Annotated in this window: 16 protein-coding genes; 4 read left to right on the top strand and 12 right to left on the bottom strand. The window is 73.2% G+C overall.

Annotation, left to right across the window (positions count from 1 at the left end; all coding sequences use genetic code 11):
- The first annotated feature begins 104 nt into the window (after positions 1 to 104).
- Positions 105 to 1211 carry a DNA polymerase III subunit beta gene (gene dnaN / locus ACFW1I_RS04245; protein ID WP_384665878.1) on the top strand — a complete coding sequence of 369 codons (1107 nt, stop codon included), beginning with the start codon at positions 105 to 107 and terminating at the stop codon, positions 1209 to 1211.
- Between the two features lie 12 nt (positions 1212 to 1223).
- On the opposite strand, the gene ACFW1I_RS04240 is transcribed toward dnaN, so the two are convergent.
- The 6 genes from ACFW1I_RS04240 to ureA form a co-directional block, all read right to left on the bottom strand.
- The gene (locus ACFW1I_RS04240) at positions 1224 to 2576 is read right to left on the bottom strand and encodes a hypothetical protein (RefSeq protein ID WP_384665876.1); all 1353 of its coding nucleotides are present in this window, start codon (positions 2574 to 2576) and stop codon (positions 1224 to 1226) included.
- 54 nt (positions 2577 to 2630) lie between these two features.
- The gene (cimA, locus tag ACFW1I_RS04235) at positions 2631 to 4247 is read right to left on the bottom strand and encodes a citramalate synthase (protein ID WP_384665874.1); all 1617 of its coding nucleotides are present in this window, start codon (positions 4245 to 4247) and stop codon (positions 2631 to 2633) included.
- A gap of 282 nt (positions 4248 to 4529) precedes the next feature.
- Positions 4530 to 5096 carry a TetR/AcrR family transcriptional regulator gene (locus ACFW1I_RS04230; protein ID WP_384665895.1) on the bottom strand — a complete coding sequence of 189 codons (567 nt, stop codon included), beginning with the start codon at positions 5094 to 5096 and terminating at the stop codon, positions 4530 to 4532.
- Between the two features lie 93 nt (positions 5097 to 5189).
- Positions 5190 to 6209, bottom strand: a complete 1020-nt coding sequence (locus ACFW1I_RS04225) for an agmatine/peptidylarginine deiminase (protein WP_384665872.1) — start codon at positions 6207 to 6209, stop codon at positions 5190 to 5192.
- A gap of 11 nt (positions 6210 to 6220) precedes the next feature.
- Positions 6221 to 7903 (bottom strand): urease subunit alpha, encoded by a 1683-nt coding sequence (locus tag ACFW1I_RS04220; protein WP_384665870.1) that lies wholly within the window; start codon positions 7901 to 7903, stop codon positions 6221 to 6223.
- On the bottom strand, positions 7903 to 8601 hold the full coding sequence (gene ureA, locus ACFW1I_RS04215; RefSeq protein WP_384665868.1) for an urease subunit gamma: 699 nt from the start codon (positions 8599 to 8601) through the stop codon (positions 7903 to 7905). Before ureA ends, ACFW1I_RS04220 begins: the two co-directional genes overlap by 1 nt.
- Before the next feature lie 132 nt (positions 8602 to 8733).
- Here ureA and ACFW1I_RS04210 point away from each other — a divergent pair, with 132 nt between their 5' ends.
- A complete protein-coding gene (locus ACFW1I_RS04210) occupies positions 8734 to 10158 on the top strand; it encodes a cytosine permease (RefSeq protein WP_384665866.1) in 1425 nt (474 codons plus the stop codon).
- On the opposite strand, the gene ACFW1I_RS04205 is transcribed toward ACFW1I_RS04210, so the two are convergent.
- The 4 genes from ACFW1I_RS04205 to ACFW1I_RS04190 all read right to left on the bottom strand — a co-directional run bounded on the left by ACFW1I_RS04205 (position 10159) and on the right by ACFW1I_RS04190 (position 13602).
- On the bottom strand, positions 10159 to 11268 hold the full coding sequence (locus ACFW1I_RS04205) for a branched-chain amino acid aminotransferase (RefSeq protein ID WP_384665864.1): 1110 nt from the start codon (positions 11266 to 11268) through the stop codon (positions 10159 to 10161).
- Positions 11269 to 11516: 248 nt separating this feature from the next.
- Positions 11517 to 12566, bottom strand: a complete 1050-nt coding sequence (locus tag ACFW1I_RS04200) for a 3-isopropylmalate dehydrogenase (RefSeq protein ID WP_384665862.1) — start codon at positions 12564 to 12566, stop codon at positions 11517 to 11519.
- Between the two features lie 79 nt (positions 12567 to 12645).
- Complete coding sequence (locus ACFW1I_RS04195; protein WP_268254967.1) at positions 12646 to 12777, bottom strand: hypothetical protein; 132 nt, start codon at positions 12775 to 12777, stop codon at positions 12646 to 12648.
- Positions 12778 to 13065: 288 nt separating this feature from the next.
- Positions 13066 to 13602, bottom strand: a complete 537-nt coding sequence (locus tag ACFW1I_RS04190; RefSeq protein ID WP_384665859.1) for a GNAT family N-acetyltransferase — start codon at positions 13600 to 13602, stop codon at positions 13066 to 13068.
- A 111-nt stretch (positions 13603 to 13713) separates the two neighbouring features.
- Between ACFW1I_RS04190 and ACFW1I_RS04185 the strand changes: the two genes are divergently transcribed.
- Positions 13714 to 14595, top strand: a complete 882-nt coding sequence (locus ACFW1I_RS04185) for an alpha/beta fold hydrolase (RefSeq protein WP_384665857.1) — start codon at positions 13714 to 13716, stop codon at positions 14593 to 14595.
- Between the two features lie 112 nt (positions 14596 to 14707).
- Here the strand turns inward: ACFW1I_RS04185 and pruA are convergent, their stop codons facing one another.
- Together pruA and ACFW1I_RS04175 are read right to left on the bottom strand one after the other, a co-directional pair.
- Complete coding sequence (gene pruA / locus ACFW1I_RS04180; RefSeq protein WP_384665855.1) at positions 14708 to 16348, bottom strand: L-glutamate gamma-semialdehyde dehydrogenase; 1641 nt, start codon at positions 16346 to 16348, stop codon at positions 14708 to 14710.
- Between the two features lie 36 nt (positions 16349 to 16384).
- The gene (locus ACFW1I_RS04175) at positions 16385 to 17311 is read right to left on the bottom strand and encodes a proline dehydrogenase family protein (RefSeq protein ID WP_384665853.1); all 927 of its coding nucleotides are present in this window, start codon (positions 17309 to 17311) and stop codon (positions 16385 to 16387) included.
- Between the two features lie 195 nt (positions 17312 to 17506).
- Between ACFW1I_RS04175 and ACFW1I_RS04170 the strand changes: the two genes are divergently transcribed.
- The gene (locus tag ACFW1I_RS04170; RefSeq protein WP_384665851.1) at positions 17507 to 18793 is read left to right on the top strand and encodes a PucR family transcriptional regulator; all 1287 of its coding nucleotides are present in this window, start codon (positions 17507 to 17509) and stop codon (positions 18791 to 18793) included.
- The last annotated feature ends 139 nt before the right edge of the window (positions 18794 to 18932 follow it).

Here is an 18932-nt window from a genome sequence, read left to right as displayed (position 1 = left end):
GCGCGCCCCCCCGGCCGCGCCCCCCCCGCCCCCCGCGGGCCCGCGCCCCCGCGTCGCCGCGGCGGCCCCTCGGCGTTGTCAGAGGCGGTCGCTAGCGTCGCCGCATGGAGATCCACATCGACAGTGCCGTGCTGACCGAAGCCGTCGCACGGGCCGCCCGCGTCCTGCCCGCCCGCTCCCCCCTGCCCGTCCTCGGCGGACTGCTCCTGGAGGCCCGCGAGGACGGCCCGCTGAGCGTCTTCGGGCTCGACCACGAGGCGTCCGCGCGCGTGGAGGCCGAGGCGGAGACGGTGACCCCGGGGCGCGTCCTGGTGCTGGGCCGGCGCCTGCTCGACATCTGCAAGGTGCTGCCGCACGGCCGCACCGACCTCGCCGTGGAGGGCCCCCGGCTCTCGGTCTCCTCCGGCGACGTCCGCTTCGGCCTCTCGCTGCTGCCGCTCGAAGCCCATCCGGCCGCCCCGGCGCTGCCGCCGGTCCTCGGCGAGGTCGACGGGGACGCCTTCGCGGAGGCGGTGGCCCAGGTGACCGCGGCGGCCGGGCGGGACGACTCGCTGCCGGTCCTCACCGGGATACGGCTCGCGCTGGACGGCACGGAGATGACCCTGGCCGCCACGGACCGCTACCGGTACGCGGTCCGCACCCTGGAGTGGCACCCCGCCCCGGGCGCCGCCGCCAAACCCGCCGACGTCGTCGTCCCGGCCCGCCGCCTCGCCGAGACCGCCCGCTCCCTCGTGGCCGGCGGGCGGACCAGGATCGGCCTGGACGCGCACTCGATCGGCTTCGAGCGGGCCGGGCTGCGCACCACCACCCGGCTGCTCGACGGCCGGCTCCCCCGGCACGACAAGCTGTTCGCCCTCGGCGACCACGCCGTCGCGGTCACCGGCCGGGCCGCGCTCGTCGAGGCCGTGAAGCGGGTCGCGGTCGTCGCCGAGGGCGACAGCCCGGTCCAGCTCGCCTTCGACGGGACGACGCTCCGGCTCCAGGCGGGGTACGAGGACGACGTGGCCTCCCAGCGGCTGCCCGCCGCGCTGGACGGCGCCGAGGCGATGACGGTCGCCTTCAACCCGGCCTATCTGCTGGACGCCCTGGACCGGTTCACCGCCAAGGAGGTACGGCTCCACCTGCTGGGCCCGGGCCAGCGCGCCCTGCTGACCGACGGCGACGACGGCCGCCACCGGCACCTGCTGATGTCGGTGAAGCCGCTGGTCTGACCGGGCCCCGGGTCAGAAGCCTCCGCCGCCGAAGTCGCCGCCTCCGCCGAAGTCGCCGAAGCCACCGCCGCCGGAGTCGCCGCCCCCGAAGTCGCTGCCGCCGAAGTCCCCGGAGGAGATGTCCCCGCCCTGGTCGCCGAAGTCGCCGCCGCCGTACTCCGCCGCGTACGCGGGGGTCGAGAGGGCCGAGCCGAGGAGGGTGCCCACGAGCAGGCCGGGCAGCAGGCCGCCGCCGAAGTAGCCGCCCGCCCAGGGGCCGTAGGCCGGGCCCGCCTCCCAGTAGGGGCGGCGACCGGCGTCGGTCTCGACCGTACGGGCGCGGGGGTCCTCGCCGTCGTCCAGCCGGGCCGCGTCGGCGGCGCAGACCGGGACCTCGCGGGAGGTGCCGCCGGCCGGGGTCCAGGTGCGGTCCTCGGTGGACGGGCCGTGGCGCGGGTCGAAGAAGCACGGGGGCCGGCGCTCGGGCAGCGGACGGGAGGCACGGCGGGCGTCGAGCACCGCCAGGGCGTAGCGCCCGTCCTCCAGGGCCTGGGTGACGCCGCGGACCTCGTGCGGGTGCTCCACCCCGCCCATCAGGGACTTCGCCCGGTCGTAGGAGTCCAGGGCCCGTTCGTAGTCGGCGCGCATCGCCTCGTCGGCGCCGCGCTCGGCCGGGTGGAAGTCGAGCCGCTCCAGCTCCTCGCCGAAGGCGGTGATGTCCTCGTCCACGACGACCCGGAGCTTGTCCAGGGCGGCCCGCTCCTCCGCCTCCTTCCGCTTCCGCCGGCCGCGGACCACGGCGAAGGCGGCGGTGCCGCCGACGGCGGCGACCGCGCCCAGGGTGACGAGGCCGGCGACCGGGACGCCGGAGTCCTCCGCGGCGCCGCCGGGCCAGGCGGCGGGCGCGGAGCCGCGCATCGCGGGCAGGGCCTGGTCGGCGAAGGCGTTCAGTTCGGTGGCGGCGTCGGCGCCCGGCCGGTCGGCGACGGCGACCATGTTGTCCACGGCGGCGGCCGACAGCACCCGGGCGTCGGCCTTGGCGGCGAAGTCGTCGCCGAGCCGCACGGCGTACACGCCCGCGATGCCCGTCTGCTCGCGCAGGTTCTCGATGAGCCCGTTCGGCGGGTACTCCGCGCCCTCCGGCAGCACCGCCACGAAGAGGGGCTTGTCCGCGTCCTCGATCTTCTGCGCGAGGGCGGCCGCGTCGGCCGTGGACAGCTCGCCGGCGGCGCCCGGGTCGACGTAGACCGGACCCTGTCTCAGGGCCGCGCCCGCGTCCGGGACGCCGGTGGCCCTGGCGCCCGCCGACGCGGGAGCCAGGGCCAGGAGCAGCAGGAGCATCAGCCCGGCGAGGGCCGACCACACCGAAATCGCCCTGGTCCTCATGGTTCGAAATTACCCGAACGGGATCGAACTAGACATACCGGGCGGGGGTCGGTCTCACTCGGCGGGGTCGACCCCGGCCCGCAGCAGACCGTAGGTGAAGGCGTCCTCCAGGGCCTGCCAGGAGGCGGCGATCACGTTCTCGCCGACGCCGACCGTGGCCCACTCGGCGTTGCCGTCGCTGGTGGTGACGAGGACGCGGGTGGTGGACTCGGTGCCGTGCCGGCCTTCGAGGATGCGGACCTTGTAGTCGACCAGCTCGAACTTGGCGAGCTGCGGGTAGATCCGCTCCAGGGCGACCCGCAGGGCGCGGTCGAGGGCGTTGACCGGGCCGTTGCCCTCGGCGGTGGCGAGCATCCGCTCGCCCTTGGCCCACAGCTTGACCGTGGCCTCGTTGGCGTGGGTGCCGTCGGGCCGGTTCTCGGTGATCGCCCGCCAGGACTCGGTGCGGAAGTAGCGGCGGGCCCTCCCCTCGGCCTCGGCGCGCAGCAGCAGCTCGAAGGAGGCGTCGGCGGCCTCGTACGTGTAGCCCTGGAGCTCGCGCTCCTTGACCCGCTCGACCACCCGGGCGACCAGGGCGCGGTCGCCGCCGAGGTCGACGCCGAGCTCCTTGCCCTTGAGCTCGATGGAGGCCCGCCCGGCCATGTCGGAGACGAGCATCCGCATGGTGTTGCCGACCAGCTCGGGGTCGATGTGCTGGTAGAGGTCGGGGTCCACCTTGATGGCGGAGGCGTGCAGGCCGGCCTTGTGGGCGAAGGCGGAGACGCCGACGTACGGCTGGTGGGTGGAGGGGGTGAGGTTGACGACCTCGGCGATGGCGTGCGAGATCCGGGTCATCTCGGCGAGGGCGCCGTCGGGCAGCACCTTCTTGCCGTACTTGAGCTCCAGGGCGGCGACGACCGGGAAGAGGTTGGCGTTGCCGACCCGCTCGCCGTAGCCGTTGGCGGTGCACTGGACGTGGGTGGCGCCGGCGTCGACGGCGGCGAGGGTGTTGGCGACGGCGCAGCCGGTGTCGTCCTGGGCGTGGATGCCGAGCCGGGCGCCGGTGTCGGCGAGGACGGTGGCGACGACGGCCTGGACCTGGGCGGGGAGCATGCCGCCGTTGGTGTCGCAGAGGATGACGACGTCGGCGCCGGCCTCGTGCGCGGCGCGGACGACGGCCTTGGCGTAGTCGGGGCTGGCCTTGTAGCCGTCGAAGAAGTGCTCGCAGTCGACGAAGACGCGTCGGCCCTGGGCGACCAGGTGGGAGACGGTGTCGCGGACCATCTCCAGGTTCTCGTCGAGGGTGGTGCGCAGGGCCAGCTCGACGTGCCGGTCGTGGGACTTGGCGACCAGGGTGATCACCGGGGCGCCGGAGTCGAGCAGCGCCTTGACCTGCGGGTCGTCGGCGGCGGTGCCGCCGGCCCTGCGGGTGGCGCCGAAGGCGACGAGCTGCGCGTGCCGGAAGTCGATCTCCTGGCGGGCGCGGGCGAAGAACTCGGTGTCCCGCGGGTTGGCACCGGGCCAGCCGCCCTCGATGAAGCCGACGCCGAACTCGTCGAGGTGCCGGGCGATGGTCAGCTTGTCCGCGACGGTGAGGTTGATGCCCTCACGCTGCGCCCCGTCGCGCAGGGTGGTGTCGAAGACGTGGAAGCTGTCGTCGGGGCGCGAGCCCTCGGCGTTCTCCGTGGTCATGGCTGTGATGGCTCCTGTCGGATGTGGCTCCGGAAGGTATGGATCCACTTGCCCCCATTCTCACGCGCCCTCCGCTTCCGGCAGGGGTGGGGCCGGAAAACGAAAAAACCTCTCGCGGGTGCGAGAGGTCTGCGCGCGGGTCTGGGGCACGATGTCCACTGCCGCGGGGGTGTTGCCGCGGTTCAGCGGTCACTGCGGACCGGCGCGCTGCTGCCGATAATCATCGTGGTAGCGAGCACGTCCGCAGTCTGCCACAGGCCCGTGCGTCCCCGGACCCGGATCTCACGATGCGGAATCCGTGTCCGGGGCGGGGGGCGTGAGGGTCTCGTCGACGAACTCCCGGACCTGCGCGAGGACCTCGTCCCGGCCGGTGCCGGGCAGGCCGACCGCCACGTGCACGCTGTAGCCGTCCAGGAGGGCGCGCATCCGGGTGGCGAAGCGGTCCGGGTCCACGGGCCGGAACTCGCCGCGCGAGACGCCCTCGGCGAGGATCGCGACGAGGTCCCGGTGCCAGGCGCCCTCGATGGCGGCCTGCCGGGCGCGGGCGTCGTCGTCGGCGTTCTGCGAGCGGTTCCAGACCTCCAGCCAGAGCGTCCAGTGCGGGTCGCGCGGCCCGTCGGGCACGTACACGTCGACGTATCCGTCGAGCCGTTCGCGGGAGGTCCCCGGCCCGGAGAGCAGCGCGCCCCGCTCGGTCCCGAGCCGCCCCTCGCTCCACTCCAGGGTCTGGAGCAGCAGCTCGTCCTTGGTGCGGAAGTAGTAGAGGAGGTGCCCGCTGCTCATCCCGACCTGCCGCCCGAGCCCGGCCATGGTGAGCCCGTCCAGCCCGCGCGCGGCGACGGTGTCCATCGCCGCCGAGAAGACCTCCTCGCGGGGCGGGGCGGCCTGGTTGCGGCGGCGGGGGGCGGGGGGCGGGCTGCTGCTCTGACTCACTCGTACGTTCTACACCGAGGGCTGCTGCTGGGTGATGCAGTGGATGCCGCCGCCCGCCGCGAAGATCGTGCGGGCGTCGACCAGGACGACCTCGCGCTCCGGGAAGAGGCGGCGGAAGATCTCGGCGGCCAGTTCGTCGTGCGGGTCGTCGAAGGCGCAGAGGATCACGGCGCCGTTGCACAGGTAGTGGTTGATGTAGGAGTAGTCGACCCAGTCGCCCTCCTCGTCCTTGAGGACGGTGGGGGCGGGGACCTCGATGACCTCCAGGGGGCGGCCCTGGGCGTCGGTCTGGGCGCGCAGGATGTCCACGTACAGCCGGGAGCGGGCGTAGTCCGGGTGGTTCGGGTCCTGCTGGCTGTGGACGAGGACGGTGCCGGGGCGGGCGAAGGCGGCGACGATGTCGACGTGGCCCTGGGTGCCGTACGTGCCGTAGTCGCCGGCGAGGCCGTGCGGCAGCCAGATCGCCTTGGTGGTGCCGAGCTTGGCGTGGATCTCCCGCTCGACCTCCTCGCGGGTCCACTCGGGGTTGCGGCCGGCGCCGAGCTGGACGGTGTCGGTGAGGAGGACGGTGCCCTCGCCGTCGACGTGGAGGCCGCCGCCCTCGTTCACGAGCGGCGAGGACAGCACGGGGACCCCGGCGGCGTCCGCGACATGGCGGGCGATCTTGGAGTCGTGCTCCCAGCGGGCCCAGTCCTGGGCGCCCCAGCCGTTGAACACCCAGTCCACGGCGGCGAGGGAGCTGCCGTCGGTGACGAAGGTGGGGCCGATGTCGCGCATCCAGGCGTCGTCGAGCTCCCGCTCGACCAGCTCGACGCCGTCGCCGAGGAGCGCCCGGGCGCCCTCCGCGTCGCCGGGGGCGACGACCATCGTCACCGGCTCGAAGCGGTGGACGGCACGGGCGACGGAGGCCCACGCCTCGCGGGCCTCGGCCAGCTCCTCGTCGCTCGTGAAGGTGGGGTTGGGGCTCGGCCAGGCCATCCAGGTCCGCTCGTGCGGGGTCCACTCGGCGGGCATGCGGTACGAAGTCATGGAGGCGGGTCCTAGAGGAAGTAGAGGCGGTTCAGGGAGACGGAGTCGGCCGGCTCGGAGCGGATCGGGGAGCCGTCGAGCGAGACGAGGCCGGTGCGGTCGTCCACCTGGACGGAGCCGGTGCGGGAGTTGAGGAGCAGGTCGGCGGGGCCGATCCCCCGGGTGCCGCGCACCGGGACGCGGCGGCGCCGGGTCGGCATCCGGTCCCCGCCGAGGTCGACGGCGGCCCGCGCGACGAAGGCGACGGAGAGGTCCGCGGCGGTGGCGCCGTGGGCGCCGAACAGCGGGCCGAGGACGAGCGGTTCGCAGGTGTCGGTGGCGGCGTTGGGATCGCCCGTGACGCCCCAGGCGGGGAAGCCGGCCTTCAGCACCATCTGCGGCTTGGCGCCGAAGAACTCGGGCCGCCACAGCACGATGTCGGCCAGCTTGCCGACCTCGACCGAGCCGATCTCGTGGGCGAGGCCGTGGGCGATCGCCGGGTTGATGGTGAGCTTGGCCAGGTAGCGCAGGACGCGCGCGTTGTCGTCGTGCGCGCCGTCGCCCTCCAGGGGTCCCAGCTCGGCCTTCATCTTGCCGGCCATGGCGAAGGTCCGGCGTACGGTCTCGCCGGCCCTTCCCATCCCCTGCGCGTCGGAGGAGGTGATCCCGATCGCGCCGAGGTCGTGCAGGACGTCCTCCGCGCCCATCGTCCCGGCCCGGATCCGGTCGCGCGCCATGGCGGCGTCGCCGGGGAGGTCGGTCTTCAGGTCGTGGACGGAGACGATCATCCCGTAGTGCTCGGCCACCGCGTCGCGGCCGAAGGGCAGGGTGGGGTTGGTGGAGGAGCCGATGACGTTCGGCACGCCCGCCATCTTGAGGACGTTGGGGACGTGTCCGCCGCCGCAGCCCTCGATGTGGAAGGCGTGGATGGTCCGGCCCTCCAGGACGGCGAGGGTGTCCTCCACGGACAGGCACTCGTTCAGGCCGTCGCTGTGCAGGGCCACCTGCACGTCGTGCTCGTCGGCGACCCGCAGGGCCGTGTCCAGGGCGCGGGTGTGGGCGCCCATGTCCTCGTGCACCTTGAAGCCGGACGCGCCGCCCTCGGCGAGCGCCTCGATCAGCGGCGCCGGGTCCGAGGAGGAACCGCGGGCCAGGAAGCCGATGTTGACCGGCCAGGCGTCGAAGGCGTCGAAGGCGTGGCGCAGGGCCCAGGGCGAGTTGACGCCGACGCCCCAGACGGGGCCGAACTCCTGGCCGATGATCGTGGTGACGCCGCTGGCCAGCGACGCCTCCATGATCCGCGGCGAGAGCAGGTGGACGTGGGTGTCCACGGCGCCGGCGGTGGCGATGAGCCCCTCGCCGGAGACGATCGAGGTGCCGGTGCCGACGACGACGTCGACGCCGTCGAGGGTGTCGGGGTTGCCGGCCCGGCCGATGGCGTGGATCCGGCCCTCGCGGATGCCGATGGAGACCTTGCGGATGCCCTGGACGGCGTCGATCAGCAGGACGTTGCTGATGACGACGTCGCAGGTCTCGCGGACGGCGGCGGCCTTCAGGTGCAGGCCGTCGCGGGCGGTCTTGCCGAAGCCGGCCAGGAACTCGTCGCCGGGCTTCTGGGAGTCGGCCTCGACCCGGACGACGAGCCCGGAGTCGCCGAGGACGACGCGGTCGCCGGCCCGGGGGCCGTGCACGGAGGCGTACTCGTACGGATCCATCAGTCGCCCTCCTTCGGGGCCGTGACGCCCAGGTAGCCGCAGGCGGCCGCGCGGCGCAGCGCCTCCTCCTTCGCGCCGGGGGCGTCCAGCGGCCCGTCGACGAGGCCGGCGAAGCCGATCGCCACCCGGGCGCCGCCGATGGGCAGCAGCCCGACCTCGGCGGAGCCGCCCGGGTCGAAGCGGAAGGAGGCGCCGGCGGGGATGGCGAGCCGCATGCCGTAGGCGGCGGCGCGGTCGAAGTCGAGGCGCGGGTTGGCCTCGAAGAAGTGGAAGTGGGAGGTGACGCTGACCGGGACCGTCGCCGTGTTCCGTACGGCGAGGGTGAGGGCGGGCTCCTGCTCGGGGTGGCCGGGGCCGGGCAGCAGCGCGCCGGGGGCGCCGGCGCCGAGGGTGCCTCCGCCGATCGGGTCGGTGACGACGGCGAGCCGGGAGCCGTCGTCGAAGACGGCCTCGACGTGCACCTCGGTCACCACGTCGGCGACGCCGGGCAGCACGTCCTCGGGGCCGAGGACGGAGCGGGCCGCCTCGATGGCCTCGGCGAGCCTCCGGCCGTCGCGGGCCGCCTCGCAGACGGTGTCCGCGACGAGGGCGGTCGCCTCGGGGACGTTGAGCCGCAGCCCGCGGGCCCGGCGGGCCCGGGCGAGTTCGGCGGCGCCGAAGAGCAGCAGCCGGTCGCGCTCCGTGGGGGTCAGTCGCACGTCATGCACCTCCTGTTTGAGCGACACTCTAAATGCTGAGACGCTTGCTTCCAAGCATTGACGGCCGGTCCTGGGACAGGTCACATTGAGCGCCACTCAAAACCGTCCCTCTCTCGCTCCCCCGGAGGTCCCATGGCGATCGAACAGCGCGGAGTCGACACCGTCCCCGAGGCCGAACGCACCAGCGGTCCCCGCGACCTGGTCGCGATCCTGCTCGGCTCCAACCTCTGCCTGGGGGTGATCGTCTTCGGCTGGCTGCCGGTCTCCTTCGGCCTCGGCCTGTGGGGCTCGGTGACCTCCGTGGTCGCGGGCACGGTCGTCGGCGTCGCCGTCACCGCCCCGCTGGCGCTGGTGTCCCTGCGTACCGCCACCAACCTCTCCACCTCCTCGGGCGCCTTCTTCGGCGTCCGCGGCCGGCTCGTCGGCTCGGTGGTGGGGCTGCTGCTCTCGCTGGGCTACACCGCCCTGACCCTGTGGATCGGCGGCGACGTCATGGTGGGCACCCTGGCCCGCCTTACCGGCCTCTCCACCGGCGACGGGGCGCACGCCGTCGTCTACGCGCTGCTCGCGGCCTGCACGGTGGTGGGCGCCGTGTACGGCTACCGGCTCATGCTCCGGCTCAGCAAGGCGCTCGCCGTCGGCATGACCGTCCTGCTGGCGATCGGGGTGGTGGCGTACGCGGGGGACTTCACCGCGGCGCCGGTGCCGGACACCCCGTACCTGCTCGGCTCCTTCTGGCCGACCTGGCTGCTCTCGGCGGTCGCCGCCGGGCTCAGCGGCCCGGTCGCCTTCATCACCCTGCTCGGCGACTACACCCGGTACGTGTCCCCCGCCCGGCACAGCGCGCGGAGCGTCTGGCGGGCCACCTGTCTGGGGCTGCTCGTCGGCCTGCTCGTCCCGCAGCTCTTCGGCACCTTCACGGCGCTCGCCGCCCGCGCGGGCCTCGACTACGCGGGACCGCTGGTCGCCGCCTCACCCGCCTGGTACCTGGTCCCGCTGCTGGTCGCCGCCACCGCCGGCTCGGTCGGCAACGCCGGTCTGATGCTCTACTCGATGGGCCTGGACCTGGACGCGATCCTGCCCCGGGCGACCCGGGCACGGGCCACCCTCGTGGTGGCGGCGGTCGCCACCGGCTTCGTCTTCCTCGGGCACTTCGCCTCGGACGCCCAGTCGGCGATGACCTCGTTCGTGCTGCTCCTGACGGCGATCGGCACGCCGTGGGCGGTCATCACGCTGATCGGGCACGTCCGCTGCCGCGGGGAGTACGACCCCGAGGCGCTCCAGGTCTACAACCGGCGCTCGCGCGGCGGGATCTACTGGTTCTCGGCCGGCTGGCACCCGCGCGCCACGCTCTCCTGGGCGCTCGGCGCGGCGGTGGGCCTGGCGGCGGTGTCGACCCCGCTGTACGAGGGTCCGCTGCTGGCCCTGACCGGCGGGATCGACTGCAGCTTCGTGCTCTCGGGAGTCGTGGGCGGCGCGCTGTACGCCGTCCTGACGCCGCGCGGGGCTCCCGGGACCGTGACGACGGCCCCGGAAGCCCTGGCGGCGAGGGAGTGACTACTTGCCGAGCTCGTGCATCCAGCCGTGGACGTCCTCGGCCTTGCCGGTCTGGATGGCGAGCAGCGCCTCGCGCAGCTTCATCGTGACCTCGCCGGGCTCGCCGCCCGACTGCTGCCACTCGCCCCGGGCGGACTTGACCGTGCCGACCGGGGTGATGACGGCGGCGGTGCCGCAGGCGAAGACCTCGGTGAGAGTGCCGTCCGCGGTGTCGGCCTGCCACTGGTCGATGGAGACGCGGGCCTCCTCCACCTCGTGGCCGAGGTCGGCGGCGAGCTTGAGGAGGGAGTCGCGGGTGATGCCCTCCAGGATCGAGCCGGTGAGGGTCGGGGTGACGATCTTCGGCTTTCCATCGGACGCAGCCCCGTACACGAAGTACAGGTTCATGCCGCCGAGCTCCTCGACCCACTTGTGCTCGACCGCGTCGAGGTAGCAGACCTGGTCGCAGCCCTTGGCCGCCGCCTCGGCCTGCGCGAGCAGGGAGGCCGCGTAGTTGCCGCCGGTCTTGGCGTCGCCCATGCCGCCGGGGACGGCGCGGACGCGGTCCTCGGAGGCCCAGATGGAGACCGGCTTGACGCCGCCGGGGAAGTACGGGCCGGCCGGGGAGGCGATGACGACGAAGAGGTACTCGTTGGCCGGGCGGACGCCCAGGCCGACCTCGGTCGCGATCATGAACGGGCGCAGGTAGAGGGAGGCCTCGCCGCCGTGCTCCGGGACCCACGCCTCGTCCTGGCGGACCAGCGCGTCGCACGCCTCGATGAAGGTCTCGACCGGCAGCTCGGGCATGCCGAGGCGGTGCGCGGAGCGCTGGAAGCGGCGGGCGTTGGCGTCCGGGCGGAAGGAGGCGACGGAGCCGTCGGGGCGGCGGTACGCCTTCAGGCCCTCGAAGATCTCCTGGGCGTAGTGGAGGACGTTGGTCGCCGGGTCGAGGGAGAGCGGGCCGTACGGCACGAGCTCGCCGTCGTGCCAGCCGCGGCCCTCCGTCCAGCGGACGGTGACCATGTGGTCGGTGAAGTGGCGGCCGAATCCCGGGTTGGCCAGGATCGCCTCGCGCTCCGCCGTGGACAGCGGGCTGGAGGAGGGCTTGAGCTCGATGGTGGGCTTCGTCATGAGTGCGTGTCCTTCACCGGTTGTGTGGGTCGGACCGCGCCCACGGCGTGCCCGCATGCCGCGGCCCCACGTTCGATTATCGCCCGGCGGAACCGGTGGACGAAACGGGTGTACGCGGCGCGGGTGAGCGCGGTCCTGTGAGGGGGAGGGTAGGGGGTCCGGCACCCCGGTGGCCGCGTACGACGAAGCAGCCGCCGGGTGTCGGTACGACCCGGCGGCTGCTCCGTGATGTCAGTGGGGCGCGCGGGTCAGCTCGCTACTCGCGCGGCGAGCGCGTCGCCGATCTCGTCCGTCGTGCGGGCCGCCTTCCCGGCGGTTCCCCGCTCGGTGAGGTCGGCCTCGACGGCCGCCTCGACCCGGGCGGCCTCGGCCTCGTAGCCGAGGTGGCGCAGCAGGAGGGCGACGGAGAGGACGGTGGCCGTGGGGTCGGCCTTGCCCTGGCCCGCGATGTCCGGCGCGGAGCCGTGGACCGGCTCGAACATGGACGGGAAGTCGCGGCTCGGGTTGATGTTGCCCGAGGCGGCGACGCCGATGCCGCCGGAGACGGCCGCGGCGAGGTCGGTGATGATGTCGCCGAAGAGGTTGTCGGTGACGATCACGTCGAAGCGGGCCGGGTCGGTGACGAGGAAGATCGTCGCGGCGTCGACGTGCAGGTAGTCGGTGGTGACCTCGGGGAACTCCTGGGCGACCTTGTGGAAGGTGTCGGTCCAGAGGTGGCCGGCGAAGGTCAGCACGTTGTTCTTGTGGACCAGCGTCAGCTTCTTGCGCGGGCGTGCCTGGGCGCGGGCGAAGGCGTCCCGGACCACGCGCTCGACACCGAAGGCGGTGTTGACGGAGACCTCGGTGGCGACCTCGTGCGGGGTGCCCTTGCGGATGGTGCCGCCGTTGCCCGTGTACGGGCCCTCGGTGCCCTCGCGGACCACGACGAAGTCGATCGCGGGCTGGCCGGCGAGCGGGGTCGCGACGCCGGGGAGCAGCTTCGAGGGGCGCAGGTTGACGTGGTGGTCGAAGGCGAAGCGCAGCTTCAGGAGGAAGCCGCGCTCCAGGACGCCGGACGGGACCGACGGGTCGCCGATCGCGCCGAGCAGGATGGCGTCGTGCTTCTTGAGGGAGGCGAGGTCGGCGTCGGTGAGGGTCTCACCGGTGGCGTGGTAGCGCCGGGCGCCGAAGTCGTACTCCTCGGTCTCCAGCTTCACGTCCTGCGGAAGCACGGCCGCGAGGACCTTGAGGCCCTGGGCCACGACCTCCTGGCCGATGCCGTCGCCGGGAATGACTGCGAGATTGATGCTGTGAGACATGGCGGCACCCTACTCTTCGTCCCATCGTCTGACACGCATCGTCCACCATGTGGACGAACGGACAGTCGTCGGGGTCCGGTCAGTGACCGGTGGAGCCGCCGTTGTCGCGGCGGTCGAGGGCGCGCTGGAGGGCGGCGGCGGCGTTCTGCCGGGCCTCGTCGCTGGGGCGGGTGGCGGAGTGGCGGACGCGGGGGGCGGTCTGAGCGGCCATGAGGGATCGACTCCTTGAGATCAGTGGTGATCCGGACGTGCGGAGATCAGTGGTGATCGAAGGCGCCGGAAGGGGCGGGGAGCGCCGCCGCAGGGGTTGCCTGCACAGGGGCGTGGCGCTCTCGTCCGCCGTTCGCTGATGAAGCGAGACGTTCGGCTCCTACAAAGCTAGGGCAGCTCCCCTGATCTGTCTCCACAGTTACTCGGACTTCCTACTATCTGAGACGACCCGCTCCGCTCGGTCAGGCTCTCGCCACGGCTGTCCGGCCTCGCGGGCGGGGGCGGCGGCTCAGACGAGGTCGCCGTCGCGCCAGTCGAAGACCAGCGGGGCGCCCGGATCGGGCAGTGCGAGCCCGCCGGCCGGGCGGACGAAGACGCCGCCCTCCTCCTCGGGCAGGGGGACGGTGCCGTCCGGCCCGAGCGCCTCGATCCGTCCGCCCCAGAGCCGCCAGCCGCGCGCCCGGTAGAGCGCCGCGCCCTCGTCGGAGGCGGAGAGCGCGCCGAAGCGGTGGGTGCCGTCGACGACCCGCTCCAGGGCGTCCATGACGGCCCCGCCGTGACCCCGGCGCCGCGCGTCGGCCCGGACGGCGACGCCCTCCACGTAGCCGATCCGGTACGAGCTGCCGCGGTGCAGCACCCGGCGCTGGACGACGGCTCCGTGGGCGACGAGCCCCGCCGCGTCCTCGATCCAGGCGTGCACGCCGCCGAGTGTGTGGTCCCAGTCCTCGGCGGAGAAGTCGCCGTCGAAGGCGGCGTCGAGGAGGGCGCGGACGGCCGCCAGCCGTTCGGCGCCGACTTGATGGGTGGGTGCGGTCCTGACGGTCATCCCCCCACCCTCCCACTCAAGCCTAACTATTCATGGAATCTTGACAGGTTAGACATGGCCTGATCGAATCCCCCTCGTAACCGATGACGAACCGTTGAGGGGTTAGAGACCATGTCCGTGCTGCCCACCCACCACCGCACCGTCACCGTCCGCGGCCACGAGATCTTCTACCGCGAGGCGGGACCGGCCGACGCCCCCGTCCTCCTCCTGCTGCACGGCTTCCCGACCAGCTCGCACATGTTCCGCGACCTGATCCCGCTCCTCGCCGACCGCTACCGGCTGATCGCCCCCGACCACCTGGGCTTCGGCCGCAGCGCCGCGCCGGCCGCCGACGCCTTCCCCTACACGTTCGCCGAACTGGCCGCCCTCACCGCGGAGTTCACCGAGGCACTCGGCCTCGACCGCTTCGCGCTCTACATCCAGGACTACGGCGCCCCCATCGGCCTGCGCCTCGCCCTCGCCCACCCCGAACGGATCACCGCGGTCGTCACCCAGAACGGCAACGCCTACGAGGAGGGCCTCGGCGCCGAGGCATGGGCCCCCGTCCTCGCCCTCATCGAGGAACGCACCCCCGAGACCGAGGCCCCGGTCCGCGCCATCCGCTCCCTCGACGGCATCCGGTGGCAGTACGAGACCGGCGTCCCCGCCGCGTACCGCGACCTCCTCAGCCCCGATGCCTGGCACCACGACGCCGCCCTGATGGCCCGCGAGGGCCAGGACGCGATCCAGCTCGGCCTGATCGCCGACTACGGCTCCAACTTCGCCCTCTACCCCGCCTTCCAGGAGTGGTTCCGCACCTCCCGGGTCCCGCTCCTCGCCGTCTGGGGCGAGGGCGACGAGGTCTTCGTCCCGGCCGGCGCCGAGGCGTTCCGCCGCGACCTCCCGGACGCCGAGATCCACCTCCTCCCCACCGGCCACTTCGCCCTGGAGACCCACGCACCGCGCGTCGCCGAGCTGATCGGCGACTTCCTGCGCCGCACCGTGGGCGGATGAACGCCGTGGGGGGAATGAACGCTGCGGGGGAATGAATACCGCCCCCGACCCCGGCCTGGGGGGACCGGGGAGGGGGGCGGTGATCAGGGGCCGCTCACGCGGCGGGCGGGCCTCAGCCCATGTGCGGGTAGCCGTACTCGGTCGGCGGGACCAGCGTCTCCTTGATGGCGCGGGTCAGCGTCCAGCGCATCAGGTTCTGCGGGGCGCCGGCCTTGTCGTTCGTACCCGAGGCACGGCCGCCGCCGAAGGGCTGCTGGCCGACGACGGCGCCGGTCGACTTGTCGTTGATGTAGAAGTTGCCCGCGGCGAAGCGGAGCTTCTCCATCGTGTGCGCGGCGGCGGCGCGGTCGTTGGAGATGACGGCGCCGGTCAGCGCGTAGTCGGAGACCGACTCCATCTGCTCCAGCATCTCGTCGTACTTCTCGGCGGAGCTGTCGTCGTACACGTACACCGCGAGGATCGGACCGAAGTACTCGGCCTTGAAGACCTCGTTCTCCGGGTCGGTGCACTCGATGACGGTCGGACGGACGAAGTAGCCCTCCGAGTCGTCGTAGGTGCCGCCGGCGACGATCGTGCAGCTCGGGTCGGAGGACGCACGGTCGATCGCCGCCTTGTTCTTCGCGAACGAGCGGTCGTCGATGACGGCACCGATGAAGTTCGACAGGTCGGTGACGTCACCCATCTTGATGCCGTCGACCTCGGCCGCGAACTCCTCCTTGAAGCCGTCGTTCCAGATGGAGGCCGGGATGTACGCCCGCGAGGAAGCGGAACACTTCTGGCCCTGGAACTCGAAGGAGCCACGGGTCAGCGCGGTCTTCAGGACGGCACGGTCGGCGCTGGGGTGGGCGACGACGAAGTCCTTGCCGCCGGTCTCGCCGACGATCCGCGGGTACGAGCGGTACTTCTCGATGTTGGTGCCGACCGTCTTCCACAGGTGCTGGAAGGTGCGGGTCGAGCCGGTGAAGTGGATGCCGGCCAGGTCGCGGTGGTTCAGGGCCACCTCGGAGACGGCGATGCCGTCGCCGGTCACCAGGTTGATGACGCCCTTCGGCAGGCCGGCCTCCTCCAGGAGCTCCATGAGGAGCACGGCGGAGTGGGTCTGCGTCGGGGACGGCTTCCAGACCACCACGTTGCCCATGAGGGCGGGGGCGGTGGGCAGGTTGCCCGCGATGGCCGTGAAGTTGAACGGCGTGATCGCGTAGACGAAGCCCTCCAGCGGGCGGTGGTCCAGTCGGTTCCACACGCCCGGGGAGTTGGCCGGCGGCTGCTCGGCGAGGATCTGGCGGGCGTACGCCACGTTGAAGCGCCAGAAGTCGACGAGCTCGCACGGGGTGTCGATCTCGGCCTGCTGGGCGGTCTTCGACTGGCCGAGCATGGTGGACGCGGCCAGCGTCTCGCGCCACGGGCCGGCGAGCAGCTCGGCGGCGCGCAGGATGATCGCGGCGCGGTCGTCGAAGGACATGGCGCGCCAGGCCGGCGCGGCGGCCAGGGCGGCGTCGATGGCGTCCTGGGCGTCCTGCTGGGTGGCGCCGCGGAAGGTGCCGATGACGGCCTTGTGGTTGTGCGGCTGGACGACCTTGAACTCGTCGCCGCCGCCCATGCGCTTCTCGCCGCCGATGGTCATCGGCAGCTCGCGCGGGTTGTCGGCCAGCTCCTTGAGCTTGGCCTCCAGCCGGGCGCGCTCGGGCGAACCGGGGGCGTAGCCGTGCACCGGCTCGTTGACGGGAGCGGGGACCTGGGTCACAGCGTCCATGAGGCTCTTGACTCCTTCAAAGAGGGGTAGGTGGGCTCAGCCCTTGGTCAGGATGGAGCGGACGAAGAAGAGCAGGTTGGCCGGCTTCTCCGCGAGGCGGCGCATGAAGTAGCCGTACCAGTCGGTGCCGTACGCGGTGTAGACGCGCATGCGGTGGCCCTCGGCGGCGAGCCGGTTCTGCTCCTCGGAGCGGATGCCGTACAGCATCTGGAACTCGTACTCGTCCAGCTTGCGGCCGGCGCGGCGGGCCAGCTCCTGGCCGATGGAGATCAGCCGCGGGTCGTGCGAGCCGATCATCGGGTAGCCCTCGCCGTCCATCAGGATCTTCATGATCCGGACGTACGCCTTGTCGATCTCGGGCTTGTCCTGGATGGCGACCTCGGCGGGCTCCTTGTAGGCGCCCTTCACGATCCGCACCCGGGAGCCGTTCGCGGCGAGGCGGCGGGCGTCCTCCTCGGTGCGGAAGAGGTAGGCCTGGATGACGCAGCCGGTCTGCGGGAAGTCCTTCCGCAGCTCCTCGTGGATGGCGAACATCGAGTCGAGGGTGGTGTGGTCCTCGGCGTCCAGGGTGACCGTGGTGCCGATCTCGGCGGCGGCCGCGACGACCGGGCGCACGTTGGCGAGCGCCAGCTCGTGCCCGTCCTCCAGGGACTGGCCGAACATCGACAGCTTGACGGACATCTCGGCGCGCTCGCCGAGGCCCAGCTCCTTGAGGCGGCCGATCAGCTCCAGGTAGGCGTCCCGGGCGGCGTAGGACTGCTCGACGGTGGTGATGTCCTCGCCGACGACGTCGAGGGTGACCTCCAGGCCGCGGGCGGTCAGGTCACGGACGATCGGGACGACGTCGTCCACGATCTCGCCGGCGATGAAGCGCGCCACGACCTGCTTGGTCCCGGGCGCGGCCGACACGAGACGGCGCATCTTGTCGCTGCGCGACGCGGCGAGGATCACGGGACCCAGCACGGGGCACCTCCAAAGGGGCGAGGAAGAACGGGGCCATTACCGGTCGCAGGGGTACGAACCGGGAACAGCACGGGTAACCACCGTGAAACCTAAGGATCGCTCCGATCCTGCGCCATCTACAGCTGTCACGCATCCGTGAGCACGCCCTCAGACATCTGTCTGAAGCAACCGGACGGCGGGTGCGAGAATGGCCCCGTGAAGGGCGATTACCAGGAGCTGGTGGACGAGATCTCGGCGCTGCTCGGCGCCCCCGCGACCCTGGAGAACCGCGATTTCGGGCTGATCGCCTTCGGGGCCCACGACAGCGACGACGACAGCGCCATGGACCCGGTCCGCACCCGCTCGATCCTGACCCGGAAGTCCACCCCGGCGGTCCGCGCCTGGTTCGAGGGCTTCGGCATCACCCGGGCCACCGGCCCCGTCCGCATCCCGGCCGCGCCGGACGCCGGCGTCTTCCGCGACCGGATCTGCCTCCCCGTACGCCATCGGGGTGTGGTCCTCGGGTACGTCTGGCTGCTCGACGCCGAGCCGGGCCCCTCGCACGAACAGCTGACGGCCGCGATGGACGTCGCCGCCCGAATCGGCGAGCTGCTCGCCGACGAGGAACGGGCCGGCGCCGACCTCTCCCGCGAGCTGCGGGCCGCCCTCACGGCGGAGCGCGGCTGGCAGTACGACATGGCCGTCGCCGCCCTCCGCACCGCCCTCGGCCCGGACGCGGAGGGCCTGCACGCCCTGGTCTGCGTCGCCCCCTGGACCGGCGAGGACTCCCCCTCCCCCCGTACGGTCCCCGGCGCCGCCGCCGTCTGCGCCCTCCCCTGGCACGGCCCGGCCGGCCCGTACGCCACCGCCCCGGCCCGCGCCGGCGGCGACCCGGACACGACCCCCGGCGGCGGGAGCCCCGGCCGCGGCCCGGCGTCCGGGCCCGGATCCACCCCCGGCGCGGCGTCCGACGGCGGGTACGCCCCCGGGCCGGGCCCGCAGCGGGCGCTCGCCGTGCTGGTCCGGCTGCGGTCGGCCGACAACCTCTCCCCCGCCACCACCGCCGCCGAGCGGCTGCGCGGAGCGGCGGGCCCGGCCGCCGTCGCCGGGGTCGCGGCGCCCCGGCGGGGCCTCGGAGAGCTCGACCTCTGCTGGCGCGAGGCGACCGCCTCGGCGCGCGCCGCGCACGCCCAGCCCCGGCTCGGCCCGCTCGCCCACTGGGCCGGGCTCGGCGCCTACCGGCTGCTCACCGCCCTCCCGCAGGCCGAGCCCGATCCGGCGGTACGGACGCTGCTCGCCCCCGCGCACACCGAACTGGCCCGCACGGCCGAGGTGTTCCTCGACCACGCGGGCCAGGCGGGCCGTGCGGCGGCGGCGCTCGGCATCCACCGGCAGACCCTCTACTACCGGCTCTCCCGGGTCGAGCAGCTCACCGGCCTCGACCTGGACGCCGGCGAGGACCGCCTGCTGCTGCACATGGCCCTGAAGACCGCCCGGCTCTGACGGTCCCCGGAACGCGCCGCACCCCGGGGGCCCGCGGGGGGGGGGCGGGCCAACCCCGCGCCCTGGACCCGGGGTAGGGGGCCGGGCGCGGGGGGGGCGAACAAGGCGGCGAGGATGATCTGGGAGAGGGCGGTGAGAC

The sequence above is a fragment of the Streptomyces sp. NPDC058955 genome, from assembly GCF_042741435.1.
Classification (GTDB): domain Bacteria; phylum Actinomycetota; class Actinomycetes; order Streptomycetales; family Streptomycetaceae; genus Streptomyces.
The sequence above is the reverse complement of the archived record's forward strand: the minus strand, read 5'-3'. Positions and strand labels throughout refer to the sequence as shown.